Genomic DNA, 24,201 nt, shown 5'->3' on the forward strand with positions numbered 1-24,201 from the left:
CGTCTCGGGGAGATTGCGTGACAACCGGTGCACACCCGGCCCCGCGCCGTGATCCTGGGGTCGCACGGACAGAGACCGACGGTTGCGGCACGGAAGAAGTGCGAAACGGTGGAGCGCGCGCAGCAACGCCCCGCCACGGCCGGGGCCGATGACCCCGCCGGGCGGTCCGAGAAGGCCGAGCCCGCCCTGGAACTCCTGGTCCACGGCGTGGGGGGCACCACACCCGAGAAGATGCTCGGCGACCCCCGCACGGTGCGGATCAGCGGCGACGACACGGCGGCCGTCTTCCGGCGCGCCCTCGACGTCGACGCGGAAGCGCGGCCGGGCGACCGGGCCGGCCGCCCCATCCCGGAGGCGTACGTCTGGTGCAACCTCACCTCCGGCAACGGCGCCCGCGCCCTGTGGCTGTTGCTGCTCCCCTTCATGGTCGTCAACCTCGCGCACTGGATGCGCCCGGACGCCCGCGGCCGGCCCCGGACCGTGCGCTTCTACGGCCTGTTGGTGCGGCTCGCGGGGCTGACCCTGACGGTGCTGCTCGTCGCGGCCGCCTGTGAGGTCGCCCTCGACCTGACGGCCTGGCAGTGCGCCGGCGCGCGCGCCTGCGCCGCCCGGCACGCTTGGCTCGGCTTCCTCTCGCCCGCCGGCGCGCGCGCCGGCTGGTGGAGCCCGCCCGGCCGCCGGCTCGCCCTCGCCTCCCTGGTACCGACCGCGCTCACCGCCCTGCTCTGGTACCTCTCCCACCGCACCTGGAGCGCCTACGAGTCCCAGCGGCCGATGAGCCGCGGCCCCGCGCCCGATGAGCGGACCGGCCGCACCTCGCTCGACCGGCCCGGATTCTGGTACGGCCGCCGGCTGGTGGCCCGGCTGCGCGCCGCCCACACGGCCGCCGGCCTGCTCACCGTCGCCGCGGCCCTCACCGTCCCGACGGCCCGGTACGACGCCGGGGCCGCCGGCCCCCGCACCCTGCACGCCGTGGGCGCCCTCCTGGAGACCGCCCTGTTCGGGGCCGCCGTCTTCGTCGTCTACGTGGTCTGCCGCCGGGGCCGCAGCGAGAACCGTCTCGACAAGAAGCTCGACCGCGGTCTCGTGCGCCGACTGCCCCTCGGCGCCCTCCTCCTGCTCGCCCTCGCCGCGCTCTACGCCGGCTGGTCCCGCCCGGAGTGGCGATCGTCCGGACGGCTGCCCGGCGAGGCGGCCTTCGACGGCATCACCCTCGCCCAGGGGGCCCTGGTCGTCCTCCTCGGCACGGTCGCCCACAGCCTGTACCGCACCCGCCCGGACCGGCGCGCCGTCCTGCGCGGGCTCGGCGGACCGGCGGTGGCGATGCTCGCCTGCGCGCTCGGCGGGGTGATGTCCGGCGGTGTGTCACAGCGCGTCTCCGACTGGCTCGACGGCACCGGAACCTCCCTCGCGGGACCGCCCGTTCTCCTGACCTGGCAGGCGTCCGTGATCCCGGCCCTGCTCCTCGTCGTCCTCGTCCTCTGCGCCGGGCTGGGCCGCCGCACCTGGCGACTGCGCCGCGCCGAACTGCGCGCCGTGGCCGACGACCACCCGGGCGAGCCGGCCGACCCGGCCCGCACCGCACGCATCGCGACCACCCGCGCCCTGGCCGCCCTCACCGACCGGGGCCCGCTGCTCGTCGCCGTCACCGCGACCGCGACCCTGCTGATGGGCGCCGGAGCCCTCGTCGGCGCCCTGACGACCGCCAAGGCGCCGGTCGCGGCCACCCGCCAGACGTACGTCCTGGTGGGCGCCGCCGCCGAGACCTCCCAGGCGCTGGGCTCCTGGCTCAGCGGACTCGGCTTCATCCTGTTCGTCACCTGGGGCCGCCGTGCCTACAAGGACGCCTCCGCGCGGCGCACCATCGGCATCCTCTGGGACGTCGGCACCTTCTGGCCGCGCGCCGCCCACCCCTTCGCCCCGCCCTGCTACGCGGAGCGCGCGGTGCCCGACCTGACCTGGCGGATGGCGACCTGGACCCGCGCCACGGGCGGCCGGCTCGTCATCTCCGGCCACTCCCAGGGCAGTGTCCTCGCCGCGGCGGCGGCCTGGCAGCTCGCACCCGCCGAACGCGGACGCGTCGCCCTGCTCACCTACGGCTGCCCCCTGGAGCGGCTCTACGGCCGCTGGTTCCCGGCCCACTTCGGTCCGGCCGCGCTGTCCCGGCTGCACCGCGAGGTCGACTGCTGGCGCAACCTGTACCGCCTCACCGACCCGATCGGCGGACCGGTGCGACTACTGGGCGACCACGGCCCCGAGGTGGACCGGGCCCCTCTCAAGGACCCACTGGCGTACGGCCGTACGGAGAGACACCCGCTGCCCGCGCCGATCCTCGGCCACTCCGACTACCAGGCCGACCCGGCCTTCGCCGAGGAACGGGCGCGCCTGCTGGCCCGGTTGGGGCCGCCCGAGGTACCCGCTCAGGGCAGCTCGGGCAGGTCCTCCGCGTAGAGCAGCGTGAGTTCGTCCTTGCTGGGCTCCTCGACGTGGGCGACCCGGCTCGCGTGCCGCTCCACCATGGCCTCGAAAGTCTGGCGCGCGGTACGGCCGTTGCCGAACGCGGCGCCCTTCGGGATCACCGTGAAGTACTTCCGCAACGCGTCCGCCGTACCCTCCGCCAGCCGGTACTCGTGCTCCTCGGCCTGCTGCTCCACGATCCTGAGCAGCTCATCGGGGGTGTAGTCGCTGAAGGTGATGGTCCGTGAGAAACGGGACGCCACACCGGGGTTGACCGAGAGGAACCGCTCCATCTCCGCCGTGTAGCCCGCGACGATCACCACGACCGCGTCCCGCTGGTCCTCCATCAGCTTCACCAGCGTGTCGATCGCCTCTTTGCCGAAGTCACGGCCGGAGTCCTCCGGGGAGAGCGCGTACGCCTCGTCGATGAAGAGCACCCCACCGCGCGCCCGGTCGAAGGCCTCCTGGGTGCGGATCGCCGTGGAGCCGATGTGCTCACCGACCAGGTCCACCCGGGACACCTCGACGAGATGCCCCTTCTCCAGCACCCCGAGGGAGGCGAGGATCTCGCCGTAGAGCCGGGCGACCGTCGTCTTGCCGGTGCCGGGGGAGCCGGTGAAGATCAGGTGGCGTTTGACGGAGGCCGCCTTGAGGCCGGCCTGCTGGCGGCGGCGGCCCACCTCGATCATGTCGGTGAGGGCCCGCACTTCGCGCTTGACGCTGTCCAGCCCGACCAGCGTGTCGAGTTCACCGAGGACGTCCTGGGACGAGCGGGCCTCCCGCTCCGGGGCGGCGGGGATCACCGGCTCCGGCTCGGCGGCCCGCTGTCCCGGGATCGAACCCAGCAGGCCCGCCGTCTGGTTCGCCGTCTCCACGGCCGGTTCGCGCGCGGCGGGCGGCCGCACCGTACCGCTCTCGTCGCTGGTGCACTCCTCCACGACCGGGCCGGTGCCGGGCGCCGCGTCGGGACCGGCGTCCGCGAACTCGTAGCCACCGCGCGCGCACCGCTCGGTGCGGCACTTCCTCAGCGTCGTACGGCAGCCGTCGAGCACATGGAAGCCGTAGCCGCCGCTGCCCGTCACCCGGCAGCCGACGAAGCTGCCCCGGCCGCCCGCCGACACGTAGAAACCGGCCTCGGCGGGGGAGTCGACCGTGCAGCGCTCAAGGGTGGGGTCGGCGCCCTTGGTGACGATCACGCCGGTCTGGGTGCCGTCCACCGTGCAGTTGTTGAGGGTGCCGCCGCTGCCGTGGTCCCGGAACCACGCGCCCGTGGCCGCGTCCCGGATCCGGCAGTCGTCGAGCTGCGCGGTGGCGCCGTCGCTCACCGACACGGCCGTGTTGCGCACCTGGGAGAGATCGCTGTCGACGACGTCGACGCGCGAGCCGCGGTCGAGCACGAAGAGCGCGTCCGGTACGTCGTGCACCCGGCAGGCGTCGAGGACCGCGGTGGCGCCGTCGCTGACCCACACCGCCGGATAGTCGCCCGTGCTGTCGAAGATCTCGCACTGGTTGGCGTCCACGCGCGTGCCCGGGTCCCACACCGACAGTCCGTTGCGGCCGAACTGACGCACCGTCGTGCGGGTCAGCGTCAGCACGGAACGCGAACGCAGGTCCACCGCGTTCTCCGGGATGTCGTGGATGCGGCAGTCGGCGAGCGTCAGCACGGCGTCCGTGTCGAGCGTGACGCCGTCCGCCGTCGTGCGGTGCACATCGCAGTCCGTGAGGTGGGCGGTGGCCCGCGCGGTGACCTGGACACCGCTGCCCCGCACCTCGTAGACCTCACAACCCACCGCCTCCAGCGCGGAGTTCTCGCCCGTGACGGAGAGACCCACGCCCGAGGTGTGGTGGACCCGGCAGCGCTCCAGACGGGGATGGCCGCCGGCCCGGACGGCGACACCGGCCTGGCCGGCCGCCACCACCTCGCACTCCTCGAACACCCCGCCCCCGCCGTCGAGTACGGCGATGCCGATGCCGGCCGGGTTGTCGACGGTGCAGCGGCGGACGGTCGGCCGGGCGCCGCCGCGCACCTCGATGCCGGCCGCGGACCGGGTGACGATGCGGAGGTCCGTCAGCTCCGGGGTGCCCTCCTCGACGAGCAGGGCGGGCGCCGCCGCGTCCTGGCCCTCCACGTGCAGGTCCTGGACGACGGCCGAGGCGCACACCGTCAACGGCACACCGTCCAGGGGCGCGATGCGCACGGAACCGGGCATACCCTCGGGGCCGCGCAGGGTCACCGGCCGCTGGACGACGAGGTTCTCCCGGTAGGTGCCGGGGGCGATGGTGAGCACGTCACCGTCGGCCGCGGCCTCCAGGGCGGCGGCGAGCGACGCGTACTCACCCGTGCGGCGCCGCCACCGCGATGTACCGGTGTGCGTCACCTGGACCGTGCCCTGTGCCATGGCGTTGCCGTGCCCCCACCTCGTCGTACGCGGGTTGATGCCGATTGCCTCGGCCGGTCCACCGTAGCGTGCGTGCGGGCGGTGGGTTGACCAGAGGCGGCAGGCGGTCGGGTCAGCTGCCGGTGCCGGTCCTGCCCCAGTCCGGGCCCGCGCGCTCCCACGCCCGGTCCCAACGGGCGTACCTGCCGCGGACCATGCGCCACAGCACGAACCGTCTGCCGCCGTCGACGAGCCCGGCGGTCAGCAGCGCCGCGCCGAAACCGGCGAGCACGGCGTGGGTGGTCGCCGTCGCCGAGTCCAGCGGGCGGGCCACTATGCGGCCGTACGGGTCCGTCCAGAGCGTGAAGTGGTCACCTTTGCGAGGGGAGTTGAGGCTCGTCGTCACCGGGCCGTGGTGCGCGGTGCCGTCCGGCGCGGTCCAGTCGGCGAGCACCCGGCTGCGCACGTTGCGCGTCAGTGAGGTGTCGGGGTCAGGGTCCGGCTGGACCCGCTCCAACCGCTTGACCACCGTGGCGGTCACCCGGTGGCGGGCCTGGTGCTCCTCGCGGACGGACCGCTGGAGAGCGCTCTGTGCGGCCGAACCCACGAGAGCGCCGATCACCGGCGCGGCGACCCCGATCACCAACAGGACCACCAGGGCCATCCACGCCTCGGCCAGGTCGGTCCCGCGGCGCAGCGGATTGTGCCGCCAGCGCCAGAGACCGCTGATCGCTCGCACCGTCCCCGCACCGCCTTCCCGCTCCGCGCCAACCCCTCGACGAGCCGCTCACGCGCGGACCCCGTGATGGAGGGCTCACCTCTCACCAGACCTCATGAACTTCTCAGAAATCCCAACGAGCAGGCCCCGGGCCAGGGTTCCCGGGCGGCGGCGCCTGTGGCGGACGCCTCTTCGACCCGTCGGCGGCCGGGTGCGCGCGGGCAGAAAAACACCGCCGCCGGGCGCGGGCTCGGCGGCGGTTCGGCGCGGGACGCGGCTGGTCCCGCCGTGTGACGACCTCTTCCCATCACTTCATCGTGCCGGACGGCACGGACAGCGCGGGGCGGCAGCGATCAGTAGCCGCGGTACTGCTGGTTGCTGTACGGGTCCTGCTGGTACGGCGCCGGGGCGGGCCGGGGAGAGGCGGGACGCATCGCCTCGTAGCCGGCGGGGGCGGCCATCGGCCGTGGCTGCTGGGGCTGTTGGCCGGGGTAGCCGCGCGGCGCGGTCTGCTGCGGGATGTACGCGGCGGGCGCCTGCTGCAGCGGGGCGGGCTGCTGTGCCTGCGGATAACCGTAGGGCTGGGACGGGCCCGCCGGGAGGGCGGGAAGCGACGAAGGCAGGGCGGGCAGGTTGCTGCCCGGCATGTCGTACGCCGCGGGAACCCGGATCGGAGCAATCTGGGGGGTGCCCCGCTCGGCGACGAGGGAGTCGTAGATCGGGGTGTCCGGGAAGGAGGCGGAGTAGTAGCCGCCGCCATAAGTGGAGCGGGGGGAGGTCATGGCACATAAGTTAAGCCCACGATGTGCCGGTTGGGGAGACCGATAAGAGGGTTGTTTTCCGGGTCGGCCGTGCTGCGCCATCCCCAATGCGAGCGAACTTGGCAAAATAGGGCGGCGAGTTGCGTGCTGATCGTGTAAAGGCCTGGGTTTTGGCGGGTTACCGGTGGTTGGCCGACGATGTCCCTGTGCCCTTCATCGGCCTCGGCCGTCCCGGGGAATAGGTTGTGCGCGCGGGCGAAGACGAAGACGATCGATGAGCGGCCAGGGCATGTCCTGGCGCGGTGACACGTGATGGGGGCGGACATGCCGATGTCGAAGGGGTCCAACACTCCGGTGCCGACGACGGCGCTGCGCGTCGAAGTGGGCTGGCGGTCCGGGCCGGGTGTCCCCGACGCCGACGCCTCCGCGCTGCTCCTGGTGGGCAGAAAGGTCCGCTCCGACGGGGACTTCGTCTTCTACAACCAGCCGACGCACTCCTCGGGCGCGGTCCGGCACGAGGGCAAGAACACCACCGGCGGACGGGTGAGCGACACCCTGCTCGTCGACCTCGCGCGCGTGGAGCCCGCCGTGGAGACCGTGGTCCTGGTGGCGTCGGCGGACGGCGGAACGTTCGGGCAGGTGCCGGACCTCTCGATCGAGGTGCGGGACGCCGCCGCCAACGGTGTCGTCGCCCGTTTCGACAGCGCGGGCGCCACGGTCGAGACGGCCTTCGTGCTCGGCGAGTTCTACCGACGCCAGGGCGCCTGGAAGTTCCGTGCCGTCGGCCAGGGCTACAGCAGCGGACTCGAAGGCCTGGCGACCGACTTCGGGATCTCCGTGGACGAACCGCAGCGGACCTCAACCGCCGCCCCAGCGAAGCTTGTTGGGCCTCCGGTGAACCTCCCGCCGCCCGCCGGTCTGCCCGTCGACCTGCCGCCGCCCGTCCTGCCGCCCGTGACCGTGCCGCCGCCCGTCGCGCCCCCGGTCACCCCGCCACCCCCGCCCGCCGCCCCCGTCCGGCTGAGCAAGGTGACGCTCACCAAGGCGGCCCCCTCGGTCTCGCTGGCCAAGCAGGGCGGCACGTCGGGCTCCATGCGCGTGAACCTCAACTGGGAGGTGCGCAAGCAGTTTTCGGGCTGGGGCAGCAAACGGGGCCGCGCCGTCGCGATGCACGCGGACCTCGACCTGGACCTGTGCGCCCTCTACGAACTCTCGGACGGCCGCAAGGGAGTCGTCCAGGCCCTCGGCAACGCCTACGGCAACTTCCAGGGGCCGCCGTACATCCACCTCGACGGCGACGACCGCACCGGGGCGGTGGAGAGCGGCGAGAACCTCACCGTCAACCTCGACCGCAAGCAGGACTTCCGGCGCATCCTCGTCTTCGTGACCATCTACGAAGGCGCGCGCTCCTTCGCCGACCTGCACGCCACGGTCACCCTCCAGCCGCAGTTCGGCGCCGCGATCGACTTCTCGCTGGACGAGTGCACGGTCCCCTCCACGGTGTGCGCGCTGGCGCTGATCACCAACACCGGAGGCGACCTCGTCGTCCAGCGCGAGGCCCGCTACCTGGTGCCCGACCGCGGGGTCAGCCCGCAGCGGACCGTCGACCGTGTCTACGGGTGGGGCATGAACTGGACCCCGGGCCGCAAGTGACCGCTCAGGCCCCGTCCTCGACATCCCCGGTGTTCCCGAAGTTCCCGGAGGTTCCGGCGGTGTCCGGGCGCGCGTAGGTGCGGCCCTTCCAGGCCGCGCCGCGCCCCCGGTAGTGCTGCACCGCGGAATCCACCGTCATCAGGAGGTAGAGGAAGGCGGTGAACGGCAGCAGGGGAGCGAGCCACACCGGCTGGCGGTAGTAACGGAGCATCGGCACGTACGTCCCCGCCATCACCAGCCAGGCCGCGCCGCCGAGCAGCGCCGTCGCCGCGCCGCCGGCGGCCAGGCCCGCGCACAGTGCCACGGGCGGCACCAGGTAGACGAGCGTGAGGCCGGCGACCGTGCCGAGGAGCAGCACGGGACTGTGCCGGAGCTGGGCGTAGGCGCTGCGCGACACCATCCGCCACAGGTCGTGCAGACGCGGGTAGGGCCGCACGCTGTCCACCCGGTCGGCGAGCCCCAGCCAGACCCGGCCCCCGGCACCCTTCACCGCCCGCGCGAGCGCCACGTCGTCGATCACGGCGTGCCGGATGGCGTCCGGGACGCGCGCCCGCTCGGCCGTCTCCGTCCGCAGCAGGACACAGCCGCCCGCCGCCGCCGCGGTCCGCGTCCCCGGCCGGGCGATCCGGCGGAACGGGTAGAGCTGGGCGAAGAAGTACACGAACGCCGGCACCACCAGCCGCTCCCAGACGCTCTCCACCCGCAGCCGCGCCATCTGGGAGACGAGGTCGAAACCGCCCGTGCGGGCCGCGGCCACCAACTCCCGCAGACTGTCCGGCGCGTGCGCGATGTCCGCGTCCGTCAGCAGCAGGTACGCGGGGCGCCCGGCGCGGGCGGTGCCACGCGCGCGTGCCAGGCCGATGCCGTGCCGTACGGCCCACAGCTTGCCCGTCCAGCCCGCCGGCGGTTCGCCGGGCGAGGCCACGGTGAGCGGCAGCCCGCCGTGCAGGAGTGCCAGGTCGAGGGCGAGCTGTCCGGTGCCGTCCGAGCTGCCGTCGTCGACCAGGAAGACCTCCGCCCGCCCGGGATAGTCCTGGGCGAGCAGCGACGGCAGGCCGGCGGGCAGCACGGCTGCCTCGTCCCGGGCCGGGACCACGACACAGACGTAGGGCCAGTCGGCTCCGTCGTCGTCCCCGCGCTCCGGCAGCCGGACGTCGGTGCGCCAGAAGAAGCCCTGGCAGAACAGGAGCCACAGCCAGGCGGCGAGTGATGCGGCGGCGGTCCACACGATGGCGCTCACGGGCGCAGTCTGCCCCACGGGGCCGGGCCGCCGGAGGGCATCGTCTATCGTGGCCGGGTGAAGATCGCGCTGATGGACTCCGGGATCGGCCTGCTGGCGGCCACCGCCGCGGTACGGCGGCTGCGCCCCGACGCGGATCTGGTGCTCTCCCTGGACCCCGACGGCATGCCCTGGGGGCCGAGGACGCCCGCGGACCTCACCGAACGCGCGCTGGCCGTCGCCGAGGCCGCCGCCGCCCACGGGCCGGACGCGCTGATCGTCGGCTGCAACACGGCGACCGTGCACGCCCTGACCGCCCTGCGGGAGCGCCTGGAGCCGGCGATTCCGGTGATCGGCACGGTCCCGGCGATCAAGCCGGCCGCGGCCGGCGGCGGTCCCGTCGCCATCTGGGCGACGCCCGCCACCACCGGCAGCCCCTACCAGCGCGGTCTGATCGCGGACTTCGCCGGCGGAGTGCCGGTGACCGAGGTCCCGTGCTGGGGTCTGGCGGAGGCCGTGGAGCACGCGGACGAGGCGGCCGTCGACGCAGCCGTCGCGGCGGCCGCGGCGCTGACCCCCGACGAGGTGACGACCGTCGTCCTGGGCTGCACCCACTACGAACTGGTCGCCGAGCGCATCCGTGCGGCCCTGTGGCGCTCCGGAATCCCGCCGCTCGTCCTGCACTGCTCCGCGGGAGCGGTGGCGGCCCAGGCGTTGCGCCGGATCGGCGAGCGTGCCGCCCCCGACGCGGCGGCCGACGGAACCCTGACGGTCCTGCTGAACGGGCGCGAGGGCGAGCTGCCCACTCCCGCGCTGGCCTACGCGGAAGGCCGTCTCCTCCAGGCCGTCGCCCCCGCCCGCTGACCGCCCCGCGGAAGCGGACGCCCGCCCTCCGCGGACCGGTGGTGCGGTGCGGTCACCCTGTGTGACGCCGTACCCGCGCGGCGAAACCTGAGTAACCTCATAACCATGAGGGACGACCCCCACGACGAAGTCACCCCGCAGACCGAGATCTGGATCGGTCGCGCCACCAACCGGTTCCAGTGGCTGCTGGCGCTCGGCGGTGCCGCCTGTATGGCGCTCGGTATCGAGCTGGCCGTGGACTCCGCATGGACGTCCGGCATCCTCGCTCTCGTCATGTCGGTCGTCGGCTGTATCGCGGCCGGACTGCTCATGCTCTTCGGCACGCTCGCCTTCGTGCACGTCGCCCTGAAGGTGGACACGGAGTGCCTGGAGGTGCGCTGCGGCCACATCGGGGTGCCGCGCCGGCGCATCCCGCTCGACAGTGTCGCGGGCGCCGAGTTCGTCCCGCACGTGACCCCGCGCCACTGGGGCGGCTGGGGCTACCGCTGGCGGCCCGAGAAGGGCACCGCCGTCGTCGTACGCCGGGGTGAGGGCATCCTGCTGAGCCTCTGGGACGGTCACACCTTCACGATCACCGTGGACGACGCGGAGGCCGCCGTGCGGATCATCACCGACCGTCTGAAGCCGCGCACCCCCGGTGGGGGGCGCTGACCGGACCACGTCCGGTCACGGGGTCGGCCGTACGCCACGCGCGCGTGCGTCCGCCGTGTGCTGAGGTGCGCCGTCGACGAGCGGACGGGCGGTGGCCACTCCGGCCAGCAGGCCCGCGCCCACCGACACCGTCGTGAAGCTGAGCGCGTCCCCCACCGAGACGATCACCGCGAGCCCGGTCAGGGCGGCTCCCGCGGAGAGCGCGACCGGGGTGGAGCGCGGACTGCGCCACAGCGCGTACAGCACCCAGCAGAACGCCGCCGCCAGCAGAACCACCCCCAACAGCCCCTGTTCGGCGGCCAGTTGAAGCAGCGCGGAGTGCGGCTTGCCGTCCGGCGGCAGTGCCTGGGCCGCTGTGGAGCTCAGCTCGCCGAACCGCCCCGGCCCGACGCCGAGACCCTGGTCGCCCTGGGCCAGGTGCAGCGCGTCCCGCCACAGCCGGACCCGGTGCGGTGTCAGCCGGCCCATGAGGGACGCGGTGAGTCCGTCCGGCAGCGCGTCCGCGGCGACCGCCCAGATCGCCGCGGTCACCAGCGCGGTGACCAGGCCCAGGCCCGCGAGCCCGAGACCACGGCGGCCGGTCCGGCCGGCCGCCGACGAGCACAGCACCACCGCCGTGCACAGGGTGAATCCGACGGCCGAGCCGAGCACGGCCGCCGTCACCGCCGCGCCGGCCGCGAGCAGCCACAGGGCGAGCCGTGGCGCCGGAGTCCGGGCGGACCGGGCCGCACAGCACGCGGCCCCGGCGGAGAGCGTCAGCAGCGCCGCCGTGGCGCCCGCTTGCCCGAGCGGTACGGCGAACTGGGGCCCCGGCGCGAATTTCGGCTCCGCGACCGCCAGACCGATTCCGGCCAACGCGCCGGCACCGGGCGCGGCGACCGGCAGCAGCGCTCCGGAGATCCGGCCCGACGCGTACCCGGCGGACACCGCCAGTACGGCGAGCAGGAATCCCTCGGGGCGCCCGTCATGCGCGGCCGCGGTGATCAGCGACCACGCGGCAGCGGCCCCGAGGACCACGATCCCCGCCGCGTCGGACCCGTTCCGTCTCTCACCGTCCGAACCGTCGGACTCCGTACCGGCCGCCGTGCGCATCTCCGTGCACCCCACCGTCGCCCCCCGAACCCGACCGCCCCCGGCCTGTCACGGACCCCTGCCGACCAGGCCTTGAGCGGGCGCGGCAGAGGCTCCGGCACACCGTAACGGCTGTCGGCCCGTTTGTGGACAAGTCGCGCAGAAACGGTGTGCCTTCTGAGGAACGGGTGTCCTGTGCCGCGATCTCGACCGTGCTGTCGGCGCCGTCGCCGCCCGCCGTAGACTCCCCGGGTGACCGTCACCGCACCTTCCGCGGACGAGTCGGACCAGCTGGAGCCGCGGAGCGCACCCGTCCCGCGTGTCTCCTGGCCCGTCCGCCTGGTCCCGGCCGCCGCAGCCGCGCTCTCCGGAGTGCTGCTCTACGTCAGTTTCCCGCCACGCACCCTGTGGTGGCTGGCGCTGCCCGCCTTCGCCTGTTTCGGGGCGGTGCTGCGCGGCCGGAGCTGGAAGGCGGCCCTCGGCCTCGGCTACCTCTTCGGGCTCGGCTTCCTGCTGCCGCTGCTGGTGTGGACCGGCGTGGAGGTCGGCCCCGGGCCCTGGCTGGCGCTGGTCGCGGCGGAGGCGGTCTTCGTCGCGCTGGTCGGCGCGGGCATCGCCGCGGTGTCGAAGCTGCCGGGCCGGCCGCTGTGGGCCGCCGCCCTGTGGATCGCCGGCGAGGCGGTACGCGCGCGTGTCCCCTTCCACGGTTTCCCCTGGGGCAAGATCGCGTTCGGCCAGGCGGACGGCGTCTTCCTGCCGCTCGCCGCGGTCGGCGGCACCCCGGTCCTCGGTTTCGCCGTCGTCCTCTGCGGCTTCGGCCTGCACGAGGTCGTGCGCGTGGTCCTGGAGACCCGGCGGACCCGTTCCGTACGGCGCGCGGCCGCGGCCGTGGCCGTGCTGAGCGTCGCCGTCCCGGTGGTGGGCGCCCTTGCGGCGCGCTCCCTGGTGAGCGACGAGGCGGAGGACGGCACCACCACGGTCGCGGTCATCCAGGGCAACGTGCCCCGCTCCGGCCTGGAGTTCAACGCCCAGCGGCGGGCCGTCCTCGACTACCACGTCAAGGAGACCCTGCGGCTGGCCGCCGAGGTCAAGGCGGGCAGGACGCCCCGGCCCGACCTGGTGCTGTGGCCGGAGAACTCCTCCGACGTCGATCCGTTCGCCAACGCCGACGCGTACACCGTCATCGACCAGGCCGCCAAGGCGATCGGCGCGCCCATCTCGGTGGGCGGTGTCGTCGAGCGGCGCGGCAGGCTCTACAACGAGCAGATCCTGTGGGACCCGGTGAAAGGCCCGACCGACACCTACGACAAGCGGCAGGTCCAGCCGTTCGGCGAGTACCTGCCGATGCGCTCGCTCCTCGGGGCCATCAACAAGAACTGGACCACCATGGTCCGCCAGGACTTCAGCCGGGGCACCGAGCCGGGCGTGTTCAGCATGAACGGCGCCAGGGTCGGCCTGGTCACCTGCTACGAGGCCGCCTTCGACTGGGCCGTGCGCTCCGAGGTCACCGACGGCGCGCAGCTGATCTCCGTACCGAGCAACAACGCCACCTTCGACCGCAGCGAGATGACCTACCAGCAGCTCGCGATGTCCCGGGTCCGCGCCGTCGAGCACAGCCGGACCGTCACCGTGCCGGTCACCAGCGGTGTCAGCGCCGTCATCATGCCGGACGGCAGGATCACGCGGAGGACGGGCATGTTCGTGCCCGCCGTGCTGGTCCAGAAGGTGCCCCTGCGCTCCTCGGAGACCCCCGCCACCCGGCTCGGCATCCTGCCCGAGCTGGCGCTCGTGCTGATCGCGGCGGGCGGCCTGGGGTGGGCGGTCGCCGCCGGTGTGCGCGGGCGGCGCGCGGCGGACGGGCAGCCGTAGGTCCAGGAGTTCGCCGGAGGGGCCGTGGGGCCGCCCGTTAGGGTCGCTCCATGGCTACTCCTGATTTCATCCGTACGATCCGGGCCTCGGCCGGCCGGCAGCTGCTGTGGCTGCCGGGGGTGAGCGCCGTCGTCTTCGACGAGGCGGGCCGGGTGCTGCTGGGACAGCGCGCGGACAACCACGAGTGGGCGGTGCTCGGCGGCATCCCCGAGCCCGGCGAGCAGCCCGCTGAGTGCGCGGTGCGCGAGGTGTACGAGGAGACCGCCGTGGAGTGTGTGGCGGAGCGGGTCGTTCTGGTCGAGGCGGGGAAGCCGGTCGACTATCCCAACGGCGACGTCTGCCAGTTCATGGACATCACCTTCCGTTGCCGGGCCGTCGGCGGTGAGGCGGTCGTGAACGACGACGAGTCGTTGCAGGTGGGCTGGTTCGACGTGGACGCGCTGCCCGCGATGAGCGAATGCCAGCTGTTCCGGATCAAGCAGGCCATGTCCGACGCGCCCACCTGGTTCGGCATGCCGACCGCCGACTGAGCCGACGGCCCCCGCGCATACCCGAGCCGGCCGGCGCCGGCGGTCTCAACTGCCGCTGCCCACCGAGGTGTTCATTCCGCGTCGGCGACCACCGACCCGACCCGCTCCGCGAGGCCGGGGTCGCGGCGGACCAGCCGGGCGGCGTAGGCGACGGCGCCGAGCAGGGCGGCGAGCGCCGCGTAGGGGAACCAGCTGTACGGCGCGGGCTGTCCGGGCTTGGCGAGGTAGTAGAGCGGGACCAGGATGGCCAGGGCGCCGCACGCGGGCAGCACCAGGTGGCGGACGACGCGGAACTCCTGCGGCCGGTATCTGCGGTAGTACAGCGGCAGCGCGATGTTGGACGCGAGGTACACCAGCAGGATCAGGATGGCGCCCAGGCTGGAGGACTCGGTGAAGAAGACCACCGGGTTCATCGGGCCGCCGCCCGGCCCCAGGACGTGGCCCAGTCCCCAGCCGCCGATGATCAGCAGCGAGGTGGCGGCGAAGGTGACGATCGCGTTGGTCGGGGTGCGGCGGGTGGGGTGCACATAGCCGAAGAAGGACGGGAGAAGACCCTCGCGGCCCGCGTTGAACACCAGACGGGCCTGGGAGTTGATGCCGGAGATCAGCACACCGAGGGTGGAGGTCAGCCCGCCGACGTACGCGACGAAGGCGAGGGCGCCGAGCGTGTCGTGGGCGACGTCGACGAACGGGATGCGGGCCTCTCCGAGCCGGGCCACGTCGTAGTCGAAGCCGGTGACGGTGGCGTAGGAGAAGACGATGTAGCTCACCGTCATGATGGCGATGGAGAAGAACACGGCGCGGCCGACGTTGCGCCGGGGGTTCTGGGTCTCCTCCGCGAGCGCCGCCGAGTTCTCCCAGCCGATGAAGAGGTAGACGGCCAGCGGGAAGCCCGCCGCGAGACCGCTGAGGCCGTGGTGGAGGTGGTGCGGCAGGAAGGGGGCCGCGGAGAGACCGCCCCGGTGCCGGACGATCGCCGCGACCGAGACCACGACGAGGACGAGCATCTCCACCCCGAAGAAGTAGCCGGCCCACTTGGTGGAGACCACCACCCCGCGCAGCATCAGCACCACCGAGAGCCCGGTCAGCAGCAGCGTCCAGAGGATCCACGGCAGGTCGACGCCGGTGTAGTAGTGCAGCGTGATCTGGACGAACCCGCCCGAGATGGCGATCACGGAGGCCATCGCGATGATGTAGCCCAGCCCCGCCAGCAGGGCCGTGGTCACCGCGCTGACCGGTCCGAAGGTCTTGCCCACGAAGGTGATGAAGCTGCCCGCGGAGGGGTGGGCCCGGGAGAACTGGGCGAGGGTGTTGCCCAGCAGGGCGACCGCGATGCCGGCGGCCACGATCGTCAGCGGGGAGGCGATGCCGGCGGTGGTGCCGAGGAAGGCGAAGCCGAAGAAGAAGCTCATGGCCGGCCCGACGTTGGCCATCGTGGCGGCGGCGATGTCGGCCATGCCGAGGACACCGCCGCGCAGGCGCTGGGGCGCGCTGCCGGCGGGGCCGGGCGTCGGCGAGGGGCCGACGGCTGCGGGGTCGGGCATGACGGCAACTCCTTTGCGGTGTGCGGCACTTGAGGGTGTGGGGCGGGCCGCGGTGCCGGGGCGTGGGCGGTCGGGGACCGGTGCGATCGGCCGTCAGCCCGGGTGGATCCGCTGGTGTGCCTGGTGGTGCGCCTTGACCGCCCGTACGGCCGGGTCCATGGCGCCACGGCCGAGTTCGGTGAGCAGGTCGGCGTGGCAGCGGTTGCGGTCCCGTACGACGGCGGGTGACGGCGCGGGCCGCAGCAGGCACAGCCGGCCGATGAGGTCGCCGGTGAGCTCCCGCATCCCCGCGCCACCCAGCGTTTCGGCGAGGTCGAGGTGGAAGCGGGTCTCCAGTTCGAGCAGCCGGGCGGGGTCGTCCGCCAGGTCCGTCTGGTCGACCAGCGCGCGCAGCCCGGCGAGCCGGCCGGCCGGCAGCTCGCCCGCGCCGTGCGCCACGAGACCGCATTCGAGCAGCAGATGGAAGGCGTCGAGGGAGGCCGCCTCGTCGGCGTCGTAAAGCAGCGTGACGACCCTGGCCCAGCCCTGCGCGACGAAGGTGCCGCCGGCCCGGCCGCGCCGCCGGTCGAGCAGACCGTCCTGGCACATGCCCTCCAGCGCGCGGCGCACGGTGATCTCACTGATCCCCAGCTCCTCGGCGAGGACGCCGGTGTCCGGCAGCCGGTCGCCCGGTGACAGGGACCCCAGCCGTACGCGCAGGGCGATCCGGGCCCGCACGAGTTCCGCTCCGGTCTGGCTCCGGCCGGAGAGCGGGCGGGCGTCCCGCATGTCGGAGACGGCCTCGGACCGCGTGGGACCTGGCTGGTTGTAGGGCCCGAACTTGCCCCCTGGGTTCACCACGACGCCACCCTAACGGCCTGGTGAGCCGGGCGGCAGCCACCGCGGGAACGGGCCGCTCGGCCCTGCTCGGAAAATAGAGCAAGATGAACACTTAAACAAGTCTTGTTTTTTTGGATCGTAGTGAACTAATTTCGCCTCCCGGCACCCGTCCCCCCTCTCCCCCTGGATGTCGAGATGACCTCAACGCTCCCCCAGAGTCCGCCCAGCGAACCCGGCCTCAAGGCAGGCCTGAAGAACCGCCATCTGTCGATGATCGCCATCGGCGGTGTCATCGGCGCCGGCCTGTTCGTCGGCTCCGGCTCCGGCATCGCCGCCGCGGGCCCCGGCATCCTCGTCTCCTACGCCCTCGTGGGACTCCTCGTCGTCCTCGTCATGCGCATGCTCGGCGAGATGGCGGCGGCCAACCCCACGTCCGGCTCGTTCTCCGCCTACGCGGACCGCGCGCTCGGCCGCTGGGCCGGCTTCACGATCGGCTGGCTCTACTGGTTCTTCTGGGTCGTGGTCCTCGCGGTGGAGGCGACCGCGGGCGCCAAGATCCTGGCCGGCTGGCTCCCGGCGGTCCCGCAGTGGGGCTGGGCGCTGATCGTGATGGTCGTGCTCACCGCCAGCAACCTGGCCTCGGTCAGCTCCTACGGCGAGTTCGAGTTCTGGTTCGCCGGCATCAAGGTCGTCGCGATCGCCGCGTTCATCGTGGTCGGCGCCCTCGCCGTCTTCGGCCTGCTGCCGGGCTCGGACCACCCGGCGTCCGGCTTCTCCTACCTGACCTCCCACGGCGGATTCCTGCCGCACGGACCCGGCGCCATCCTCACCGGCGTACTGATGGTGGTCTTCTCCTTCATGGGCAGCGAGATCGTCACGCTCGCCGCGGGCGAGTCCCAGGACCCGCGCGCCGCGGTCACCAAGGCCACCAACAGCGTCATCTGGCGGATCGCCGTCTTTTACCTGGGCTCGATCCTGATCGTGGTGTCCCTGCTGCGCTGGGACGACCCGGCGATCCTCAAGGACGGCTCCTACGTCGCCGCCCTCAGCTCCATCGGCATCCCGCACGCCGCCCAGATCATGAACGCCATCGTGCTGACCTCGGTGCTGTCCTGCCTCAACTCCGGCCTCTACACGGCCTCCCGGATGGCCTTCTCGCTCGGCCGGCGCAGCGACGCCCCCGCCCCCTTCGGCCGTGTCACCCACCGCGGCGTGCCGCAGACGGCGATCCTCGCCTCGGTCGTGTTCGGCTTCGTCGCGGTCGCCTTCAACTACCTCTGGCCCGACACCGTCTTCCAGTTCCTGCTCAACTCCTCCGGTGCGATCGCCCTGTTCGTCTGGCTGGTGATCTGTTTCTCCCAGCTGCGGATGCGGAAGATCATCGAGCGGGAGTCGCCGGAGAAGCTGGTCGTCAGGATGTGGCTGTACCCGTACCTGACCTGGGCCTCCATCGCCCTGATCACCTTCGTGCTGGGCTACATGCTCACCGACACCGCCGACGGCGGCGGACGCGACCAGGTGGTGCTCTCCACCCTGGTGGCCGCGGCGGTCGTGGCCGTCGCGCTGATCCGCGGCCGACTGGTCCGCGACCGGGTACGGAGCGCCGAGGTCACAGCCCAGTCCTGAATCCCAGTCCTGAACCCCTGTTCCCGAGCCCCGCGGACGCGCGTCCGCGGGGCTCGATAACAGGCCTGGCGGAATCCGGCACCGCACCACGGGTAGGTGGGTACGTGGGTACGTGCCGTGGTCTCCGAGGCGCGGCACCAGCCCTCGCCGACCACCCCGGTGGTGACGCCCCGGGTGTGGAACACTGCTCAACGGCCAAGTATCCGAAGGGACTTGAGGGCGAGGGCGGAGTGGCGGAAGCGGACTTCGGCGCGGACGGCATCGACACCGGCAGACCCCAGTCGGCGCGTATGTACGACTACTTCCTCGGCGGCAAGGACAACTACCCCGTCGACTGGAAAGCCGCCGAACAGGTCATCTCGTTCTTCCCCGCCGTGGAGAAGATGGCCAAGACCAACCGCGACTTCATGCATCGCGCCGCACGACTGCTGGCCGGGCGGGGAATCCGCCAGTTCCTCGACATCGGCACCGGCATACCGACCGAACCCAACCTCCATCAGATCGTGCAGGCCGTCACACCCGCCGCCCGCGTGGTGTACGCCGACAACGACCCGATCGTCCTCCGGCACGCACAGGCGTTGCTGCACAGCACCCCGGAGGGCCGGACCGCCTTCGTCCGGGCCGACTTCAGGGACCCGGGGCGGATCCTCGCCGCGGCCCGGGAGACCCTCGACCTCAGCCGGCCGGTCGCCCTCTCCCTGGTGGCGCTGCTGCACCTGGTCGCGGACGAGGACGACCCGTACCGGATCGTGGCCGAGCTGCTCGACGCGCTGGCGCCGGGAAGCCATCTGGCGCTCTCCCACGCGACCGGAGACTTCGATCCCGAGGCGTGGGAACGGGTCGTCGAGGTCTACCGTGCCGGGGGGACCGCCGCGCAGGTGCGGTCCCGCGCCGAGTTCGCCAGGTTCTTCGACGGACTCGACCTCGTCGGCCCCGGCATCCAACTCGGCGCGCTCTGGCACCCCGAGCCCGGCGGACAGGACGACGACGGTGCACGGATCCCGCTCTACGTGGGGGTCGCCCGCAAACCGTGAGCGGCACCCGCTTCCCCACACCCCACACCCCGCATCCAGCATCCCGCGTTGGGCACCCAGTGGACTCCAAGTCCGTTCCAAGCTCCGCCCGCACAGTGTGGGGAGAGAGCGTCGGGGTCGCGGGTCGTCGCGCACGGGGACGCCGTGCCTCCCGGGCCGCCACCTCGCGCGACCATCGACTTCCCTACTGAAAGGGTGACATGACGGACGGCCCGCCCCCCTCCGAGGATCCGACGGCGGAGGCCGTCCCGACCCGGGCCGGACGGTCCGACGGCGCGCCGCTGCTCCTGCCGCGCAGATCGAGACAGCCGTCGGCGATAGCCGAGGCCGCCGCCGCGCTGGGTCCCGCCGCCGAACCGGCACCCGAGACGGCAGCCGCGCCCGACCTCGGCACAGAGCCGCCGCCCATGTCGGTGGCGGCGGCCGAGTTCGCGGCGCTCACCGCGCCCGCTCAAGACGGTGGCGTGCGCCCGCCGGCCTCCTCAACACCGTTCGCCCGAAACGCTGTTGGCGCCGCCGCCCCGGTCGCCCCCGGCCCCTCCCCGCGGCGCCGCAAGGGACTACTGGCCGGGGCCGCCGTCGTCGGGGTGGTGCTGGCCGCGGCACCGTTCCTCATCGGCGGCGGTGACGACAGCGACGGGCGTTCGTCGACGGTCGGTACCGCGCCGGACGCGGCTCTCGACGGTGCCCGGAACGGGGACGGCCTCTCCGGCACGTCCGGGGCCGTGCCCTCCGGAACGTCCACCGCCCCCCCGCGCCGGCGGGACCGACGCCCCGCAGTCCAACGGGCAGCCGAAACCGGTCGGCGGTTCACCGGGCACCGGCACGAAATCCGGCTCCGCCAAGCCCCCGAAACACGGCGACACCACGAACGCCGGTACGGGACAGGGCAGTTCGGCGAAGCACTCCGCTGCGGGGACCGGCACCGCCGCCGTGGGGGTACCGATCCGGGGCCACGCCTCCGGCCGTTGTATCGACGTGACGGACGGGGACACGGCGGACAACACACCGCTGCAGATCTGGGACTGCACCGGCACCGCCCGGCAGAAGTGGCGGTTCGCCTCCGACGGAACGGTCCGCGCGCTGGGCAAGTGCATGGACGTACAAGGGGGTTCACGGAACGACGGCGCGGTGATCGACCTCGTCGGCTGCGACGGCACCGGAGCCCAGCGGTTCCGCCTCAACTCCGCGGACGACCTGGTCGACACCGAGGCCGACAAGTGCGTCGACGTCAAGGATCTGGGCACCGGCAACGGCACGCGACTCCAACTGTGGACGTGCGCCGGCTCGGACAACCAGAAGTGGAGCGGCGGCTGACGGCGCCACCCGCCTCTCCGGCCGGTCGTGTCACCCGCGCGTCACCCGCAGTGCCGCTCGATCCAGTGGGCGCCGTGATCCGCCGCGAGGTAGCGCTGACGCAGCCGCTCCGGCAGGTTCCACGGCTCCTCCAGGCGGATGGCTCCGGGGCCGTGCTGGGCGGTCGCCCGGACCAGCTCCTCGGCGCAGTGGTGCAGTCGCTCCAGCGACCGCTCGTCGGTACCGGCGGTGGCGTTCAGCTGGCCGTACGCGGCTTCGACGGCCGCCAGCGCGTCCGCGAGACTCACCGTCCGGGGAACGAGATCCGTCGCCATGGCTCAGCCTCCTGGTCACACAACGCGTGGTGCGCGGCTCGAACGAGCCCTTCTCTTCCAGGGTGCCTCCATCAGGCCGTCGGCGACGCCACCCGTACCGGGTGATCCGCAGGCCCCGCAGGCATCCACGACCACGGCTGCCTGGCCGACCCCGCGTACGCGAAGGCCGAGGCCGGCGTGACCGCCGTAGGAACGCGGACGTGGCACGAGGGGGCGGATCACTCCGGCAGGCGGCGCATCTCCACCACGCGCAACCCCAGTGACTGGAAGCGGGTCAGCAGCCCGTACAGCCGCTCCGCATCGGTGACCTGGCCGAACAGCACGGTCTGCCCCGCCATGACGCGGCTCTCCCACTCCGGGAACGCCTCGGTCATGGTGGGGGACATCTCCCCGTCGACGCGGATCTCGTACCGCATGCGCGCTTCTCTCGCACTCGTACGGCGTCTCTTCCCCCTCACCGTCCATGGTGGGACCGCCGGACCGTGCGCGGCATCACCTGTCCCAGGTGACCGAGCCGTCTCACAGGAGGCGCAACTCCCGGGCGTGACGCACGGCTTCACTGCGCCGGGTCGCGGCCAGCTTGCGGTAGACGCTCTTGAGATGGGTCTTGACGGTGTTGACCGACAGGTAGAGGTCGGCGGCGATCTCCATCGTGGACATGGTCTGCGCCAGCCGTTCCAGTACCTCCCGCTCACGTTCGCTGAGGGGCTCGGCGATGAAGGCGGGGGGCGGCTCGGGCGCCCGCGCAGGAACGTGTCCCACGAGAGCGGGCGGCAGCCAGTCGTGCCCCTGAGTGAGCGCGGGCCCGCGGCGCACCAGGCGCGGCAGCCACGGTCCGGCCTCCAGGAAGGGCCGCCTGAGCTGCCCGGGCCGGGCCACGGACAGGGCTCTCGCGGTCAGCCGCCGCGCCGCGGAGTCGTTGCCCAGCGCGTCCGCGGCCTGTGCCTTCCCCAGCAGCACTCTGGCTCTGATGGCGGGCCCGTCGCCCTCTCCGGCCGGGAGGTCGTTGAGCAGACGGAGCGCCTTCTCCCCGGCACCGACGGCGAGTTGGGCGCGGGCCGCCGTCACCACGCTCTCCGGCCCGGCGGTCCCTCCTTCTTCCAGGACCTCGATGGCGGCTTCCGGGCGGCCTTCCGCAAGGAGCGCGGTGGCCCTGGTCAGCGTGGTCCGGTCCTGGACCCACGGCGAGGGCTCGACGGCGGGGTGCGCGTCGTGCACGTCGTCGAGGAGGTGCAGCGCCGCCTTCGGACGGCCTTCGGCGAGCAGCAGGCGGGAGCGCAGCAGGGCCAGTCCGACGCGGACGATGGGGTCGTGCGAGGCGGCGGAGGTGGTGGCGGCCTGATCGAGGTGGGCCCGCGTGGCGGTCAGTTCGTCGCGGTCGAGGGCGACGGCGGCCAGCGCGAGCTGCGCGACTCCGGCGCGGGCGGCGGGGGACAGGCCGCCGCGCTCCGCTTCGGCGACCGCCTCCCCGGCGTGCCTCTCGGCGTGGTCGGGCCAGCCCCGCAGGGTGTCGATCAGGGCCAGGCGGCCCAGACACTCGTGCCGGAGGAACGCGGTGCCCGGACCGGCACTCGATCGCGCGGCCCGGGACAGACTCGCCCGGGCGGCGTCGAGGCGGCCGGCCCACAGCTGGGCCGAACCCAGGTCGGTGAGCATCAGCGCGCGCAGTTCGGGGTGGGAATCCAGACGCTCGGCGGGGATGGCCCGTTCCGCCGACTCCACGTCTCTGGCCGCGGCCTCGGCCGACTCGGCCGAGCCGGTCATGCGGGCGGCGAGTACGCGCAACAGCGCGCAGCTCAGCCGGTGAGCCGCGAAGGCGGGCTTGTCGTCGTGCAGGCGCTCCTGGGCGCGGCGCAGGTGGTCGAGCCCGCGGTCGACGTCATGGCGGGTCAGCTGACGGGCGGTGCGGATCAGATCCGCTGCGGGGCCGGGGGTGTCCGGCGGCATCTGCGCGAAGAGCCGGTCCAGACGTTCGGCGTCCAGGCCGGTGAGCAGTTGCCCGATCGCCAGCTCCTCGACGAACTGGTTCGCCGTGCGCTCCCAGTCTCCGCCCTCCGCCGCGTGCGGCAGGGCCTCGGCGTACAGCCCCGCCTCGGTGAGCCACCGGGCGGCCTCGCGGTGCAGCCCGGGTTCGCTCCCCGGGCACCGGACCCGTAGGTGCACCCGGAGGATCTCGGCGAACAGGGGGTGGAGCCGGTACCACGAGTGACCGAGGGGCTCGACGAACGCGTTCGCGCGCTGGAGTCCGGCGAGGATCGCGTCCGCGTCGTCGCGGCCCGTGAGGGCGTTGGCGAGGGCGGGGTGGATCTGTTCCAGGATGCTGGTGCGCAGCATCAGGTCCTGGGTTCGGGCCGACTGGGTGTCGAGGACCTCGGCGAGGAGGAAGTCGGCGAGGGTGCTCCGGCCCGCTTCGAACTCCTTCAGGAAGGTGTCCACGTCGTCGGCCTGCTGCGCGGCGAGAACGCAGAGCCGCAGCCCGACGGCCCAGCCCTCGGTCCGCTCGGTCAGCGCCCTGACGCCCTGCTCCGAGAGCCGCACGCCATGCCGGTGCAGCAGCTCGGTCGTCTCTCGGGGCGTGAACGCCAGGTCGGCGCCGCGGATCTCGGTGATGTGGCCGGCCGCGCGGTAGCGGTGCAACGGCAGCTGCGGCTCCGTACGGCTGATGATGACCAGGCGGAGTCCGTCGCCCACGTGGCGGAGCACGTAGCGGAGTTCGTCGGCGACCTCGGCGGAGCCTGCCACGTGGTCGAACTCGTCGAGTACCAGGACGACGGGCTCCGGCAGCCGACTGAGGTGCGCCGCGATCCGGGCGAGCAGCGTGTGGTCCACCTCGTCGGGGCGGGCGGGGCTGCCGACGTCGTCGGGCGGACCGATACCGCGCCGCCGCAAGGCCTCCAGTACGCAGGTCCAGAAGACACCGGGGCCGTTGTCCTCGGGTTCCACGGTCAGCCACGCCCACCGGCCGGGTGCGCCCTCCCCGGTGATCCACTCCGCCGCCAGCAGGGTCTTGCCCGCTCCGGCGGGCCCGTCGACGAGGGTCACGGGCGTGTGCGGGCCCGCGGCCAGCCGTTCCACCAGCCGTGGCCTGTGGACGAACGTGGCCGGGAGGGCCGGCACGCTGAACCGCGCCGCCAGGAGGGGATCACCGTTCGGCGTCAGGCGTTCGGCAGCGAGGTTCCGGTGTCCGCCGGAGGTCGGACGGGGCATGGCACTCATACAGCACCGCAGCTCGTAGTCCCAGTAATCCGTAGGCGCCTACGGATCGAGCATCGCCCCGGCCCGGGGACGCCGCAAAGGATGCTGGTCAGCCGCCCGTGACAGCCGCTCGCCGGCGCCGTGCCGCGCTTCGTCATCCCAGGCGGGTGAGGCGCCGGAG

At 73.2% G+C, this 24,201-nt stretch carries 19 protein-coding genes; 9 read left to right on the forward strand and 10 right to left on the reverse strand.

From position 1 onward, the window contains the following. Positions 1-108: 108 nt before the first annotated feature. Complete coding sequence (locus ABZT12_RS29775) at positions 109-2,451, forward strand: hypothetical protein (protein WP_356390205.1); 2,343 nt, start codon at positions 109-111, stop codon at positions 2,449-2,451. Here the strand turns inward: ABZT12_RS29775 and ABZT12_RS29780 are convergent. From ABZT12_RS29780 to ABZT12_RS29790, 3 genes are all read right to left on the reverse strand, one after another. Next, entirely contained in the window at positions 2,421-4,856 is a 2,436-nt protein-coding gene (locus tag ABZT12_RS29780; protein WP_356390207.1) for a right-handed parallel beta-helix repeat-containing protein, read from the reverse strand. The genes ABZT12_RS29775 and ABZT12_RS29780 overlap by 31 nt on opposite strands. A gap of 112 nt (positions 4,857-4,968) precedes the next feature. Continuing rightward, on the reverse strand, positions 4,969-5,574 hold the full coding sequence (locus ABZT12_RS29785; protein WP_356390209.1) for a hypothetical protein: 606 nt from the start codon (positions 5,572-5,574) through the stop codon (positions 4,969-4,971). Between the two features lie 332 nt (positions 5,575-5,906). Next, complete coding sequence (locus tag ABZT12_RS29790; protein WP_356390211.1) at positions 5,907-6,335, reverse strand: DUF6643 family protein; 429 nt, start codon at positions 6,333-6,335, stop codon at positions 5,907-5,909. A gap of 309 nt (positions 6,336-6,644) precedes the next feature. On the opposite strand from ABZT12_RS29790, the gene ABZT12_RS29795 reads away from it, so the two are divergent. Then, on the forward strand, positions 6,645-7,967 hold the full coding sequence (locus ABZT12_RS29795; RefSeq protein ID WP_356390291.1) for a TerD family protein: 1,323 nt from the start codon (positions 6,645-6,647) through the stop codon (positions 7,965-7,967). Between the two features lie 4 nt (positions 7,968-7,971). Here the strand turns inward: ABZT12_RS29795 and ABZT12_RS29800 are convergent, their stop codons facing one another. Further along, positions 7,972-9,225 carry a glycosyltransferase gene (locus ABZT12_RS29800; protein WP_356390213.1) on the reverse strand — a complete coding sequence of 418 codons (1,254 nt, stop codon included), beginning with the start codon at positions 9,223-9,225 and terminating at the stop codon, positions 7,972-7,974. Between the two features lie 39 nt (positions 9,226-9,264). Here ABZT12_RS29800 and ABZT12_RS29805 point away from each other — a divergent pair, with 39 nt between their 5' ends. Together ABZT12_RS29805 and ABZT12_RS29810 are read left to right on the forward strand one after the other, a co-directional pair. Further along, positions 9,265-10,050: an aspartate/glutamate racemase family protein gene (locus tag ABZT12_RS29805; RefSeq protein WP_356390215.1), complete on the forward strand. Its 786-nt coding sequence runs from the start codon at positions 9,265-9,267 to the stop codon at positions 10,048-10,050. 105 nt (positions 10,051-10,155) lie between these two features. Continuing rightward, complete coding sequence (locus ABZT12_RS29810) at positions 10,156-10,701, forward strand: hypothetical protein (protein ID WP_356390217.1); 546 nt, start codon at positions 10,156-10,158, stop codon at positions 10,699-10,701. A gap of 15 nt (positions 10,702-10,716) precedes the next feature. Here ABZT12_RS29810 and ABZT12_RS29815 read toward each other — a convergent pair whose 3' ends face one another. Beyond that, positions 10,717-11,793 (reverse strand): hypothetical protein, encoded by a 1,077-nt coding sequence (locus tag ABZT12_RS29815; RefSeq protein ID WP_356390219.1) that lies wholly within the window; start codon positions 11,791-11,793, stop codon positions 10,717-10,719. Positions 11,794-12,024: 231 nt separating this feature from the next. Here ABZT12_RS29815 and lnt point away from each other — a divergent pair, with 231 nt between their 5' ends. Next, positions 12,025-13,641, forward strand: coding sequence for an apolipoprotein N-acyltransferase (gene lnt, locus ABZT12_RS29820; protein WP_356390221.1), 1,617 nt, complete (start codon positions 12,025-12,027; stop codon positions 13,639-13,641). A gap of 50 nt (positions 13,642-13,691) precedes the next feature. Then, positions 13,692-14,171 (forward strand): NUDIX domain-containing protein, encoded by a 480-nt coding sequence (locus ABZT12_RS29825; RefSeq protein ID WP_356390223.1) that lies wholly within the window; start codon positions 13,692-13,694, stop codon positions 14,169-14,171. Positions 14,172-14,242: 71 nt separating this feature from the next. On the opposite strand, the gene ABZT12_RS29830 is transcribed toward ABZT12_RS29825, so the two are convergent. After that, on the reverse strand, positions 14,243-15,715 hold the full coding sequence (locus ABZT12_RS29830) for an APC family permease (protein WP_356390225.1): 1,473 nt from the start codon (positions 15,713-15,715) through the stop codon (positions 14,243-14,245). 93 nt (positions 15,716-15,808) lie between these two features. Next, a complete protein-coding gene (locus ABZT12_RS29835) occupies positions 15,809-16,555 on the reverse strand; it encodes a GntR family transcriptional regulator (protein WP_356390226.1) in 747 nt (248 codons plus the stop codon). 174 nt (positions 16,556-16,729) lie between these two features. Between ABZT12_RS29835 and ABZT12_RS29840 the strand changes: the two genes are divergently transcribed. From ABZT12_RS29840 to ABZT12_RS29850, 3 genes are all read left to right on the forward strand, one after another. Continuing rightward, positions 16,730-18,160: an amino acid permease gene (locus ABZT12_RS29840; RefSeq protein WP_356390228.1), complete on the forward strand. Its 1,431-nt coding sequence runs from the start codon at positions 16,730-16,732 to the stop codon at positions 18,158-18,160. Between the two features lie 230 nt (positions 18,161-18,390). Next, positions 18,391-19,194 carry an SAM-dependent methyltransferase gene (locus ABZT12_RS29845; RefSeq protein ID WP_356390293.1) on the forward strand — a complete coding sequence of 268 codons (804 nt, stop codon included), beginning with the start codon at positions 18,391-18,393 and terminating at the stop codon, positions 19,192-19,194. A gap of 978 nt (positions 19,195-20,172) precedes the next feature. After that, positions 20,173-20,511, forward strand: coding sequence for an RICIN domain-containing protein (locus ABZT12_RS29850; RefSeq protein WP_356390230.1), 339 nt, complete (start codon positions 20,173-20,175; stop codon positions 20,509-20,511). A gap of 41 nt (positions 20,512-20,552) precedes the next feature. Here the strand turns inward: ABZT12_RS29850 and ABZT12_RS29855 are convergent, their stop codons facing one another. From ABZT12_RS29855 to ABZT12_RS29865, 3 genes are all read right to left on the reverse strand, one after another. Then, positions 20,553-20,825, reverse strand: a complete 273-nt coding sequence (locus ABZT12_RS29855; RefSeq protein ID WP_356390232.1) for a hypothetical protein — start codon at positions 20,823-20,825, stop codon at positions 20,553-20,555. 218 nt (positions 20,826-21,043) lie between these two features. After that, positions 21,044-21,241, reverse strand: a complete 198-nt coding sequence (locus ABZT12_RS29860; RefSeq protein WP_356390234.1) for a hypothetical protein — start codon at positions 21,239-21,241, stop codon at positions 21,044-21,046. A 103-nt stretch (positions 21,242-21,344) separates the two neighbouring features. Beyond that, positions 21,345-24,032, reverse strand: a complete 2,688-nt coding sequence (locus tag ABZT12_RS29865) for a LuxR C-terminal-related transcriptional regulator (RefSeq protein WP_356390236.1) — start codon at positions 24,030-24,032, stop codon at positions 21,345-21,347. Positions 24,033-24,201 lie beyond the last annotated feature (169 nt).

This window comes from Streptomyces sp. NPDC005423, assembly GCF_040606415.1.
Classification (GTDB): domain Bacteria; phylum Actinomycetota; class Actinomycetes; order Streptomycetales; family Streptomycetaceae; genus Streptomyces.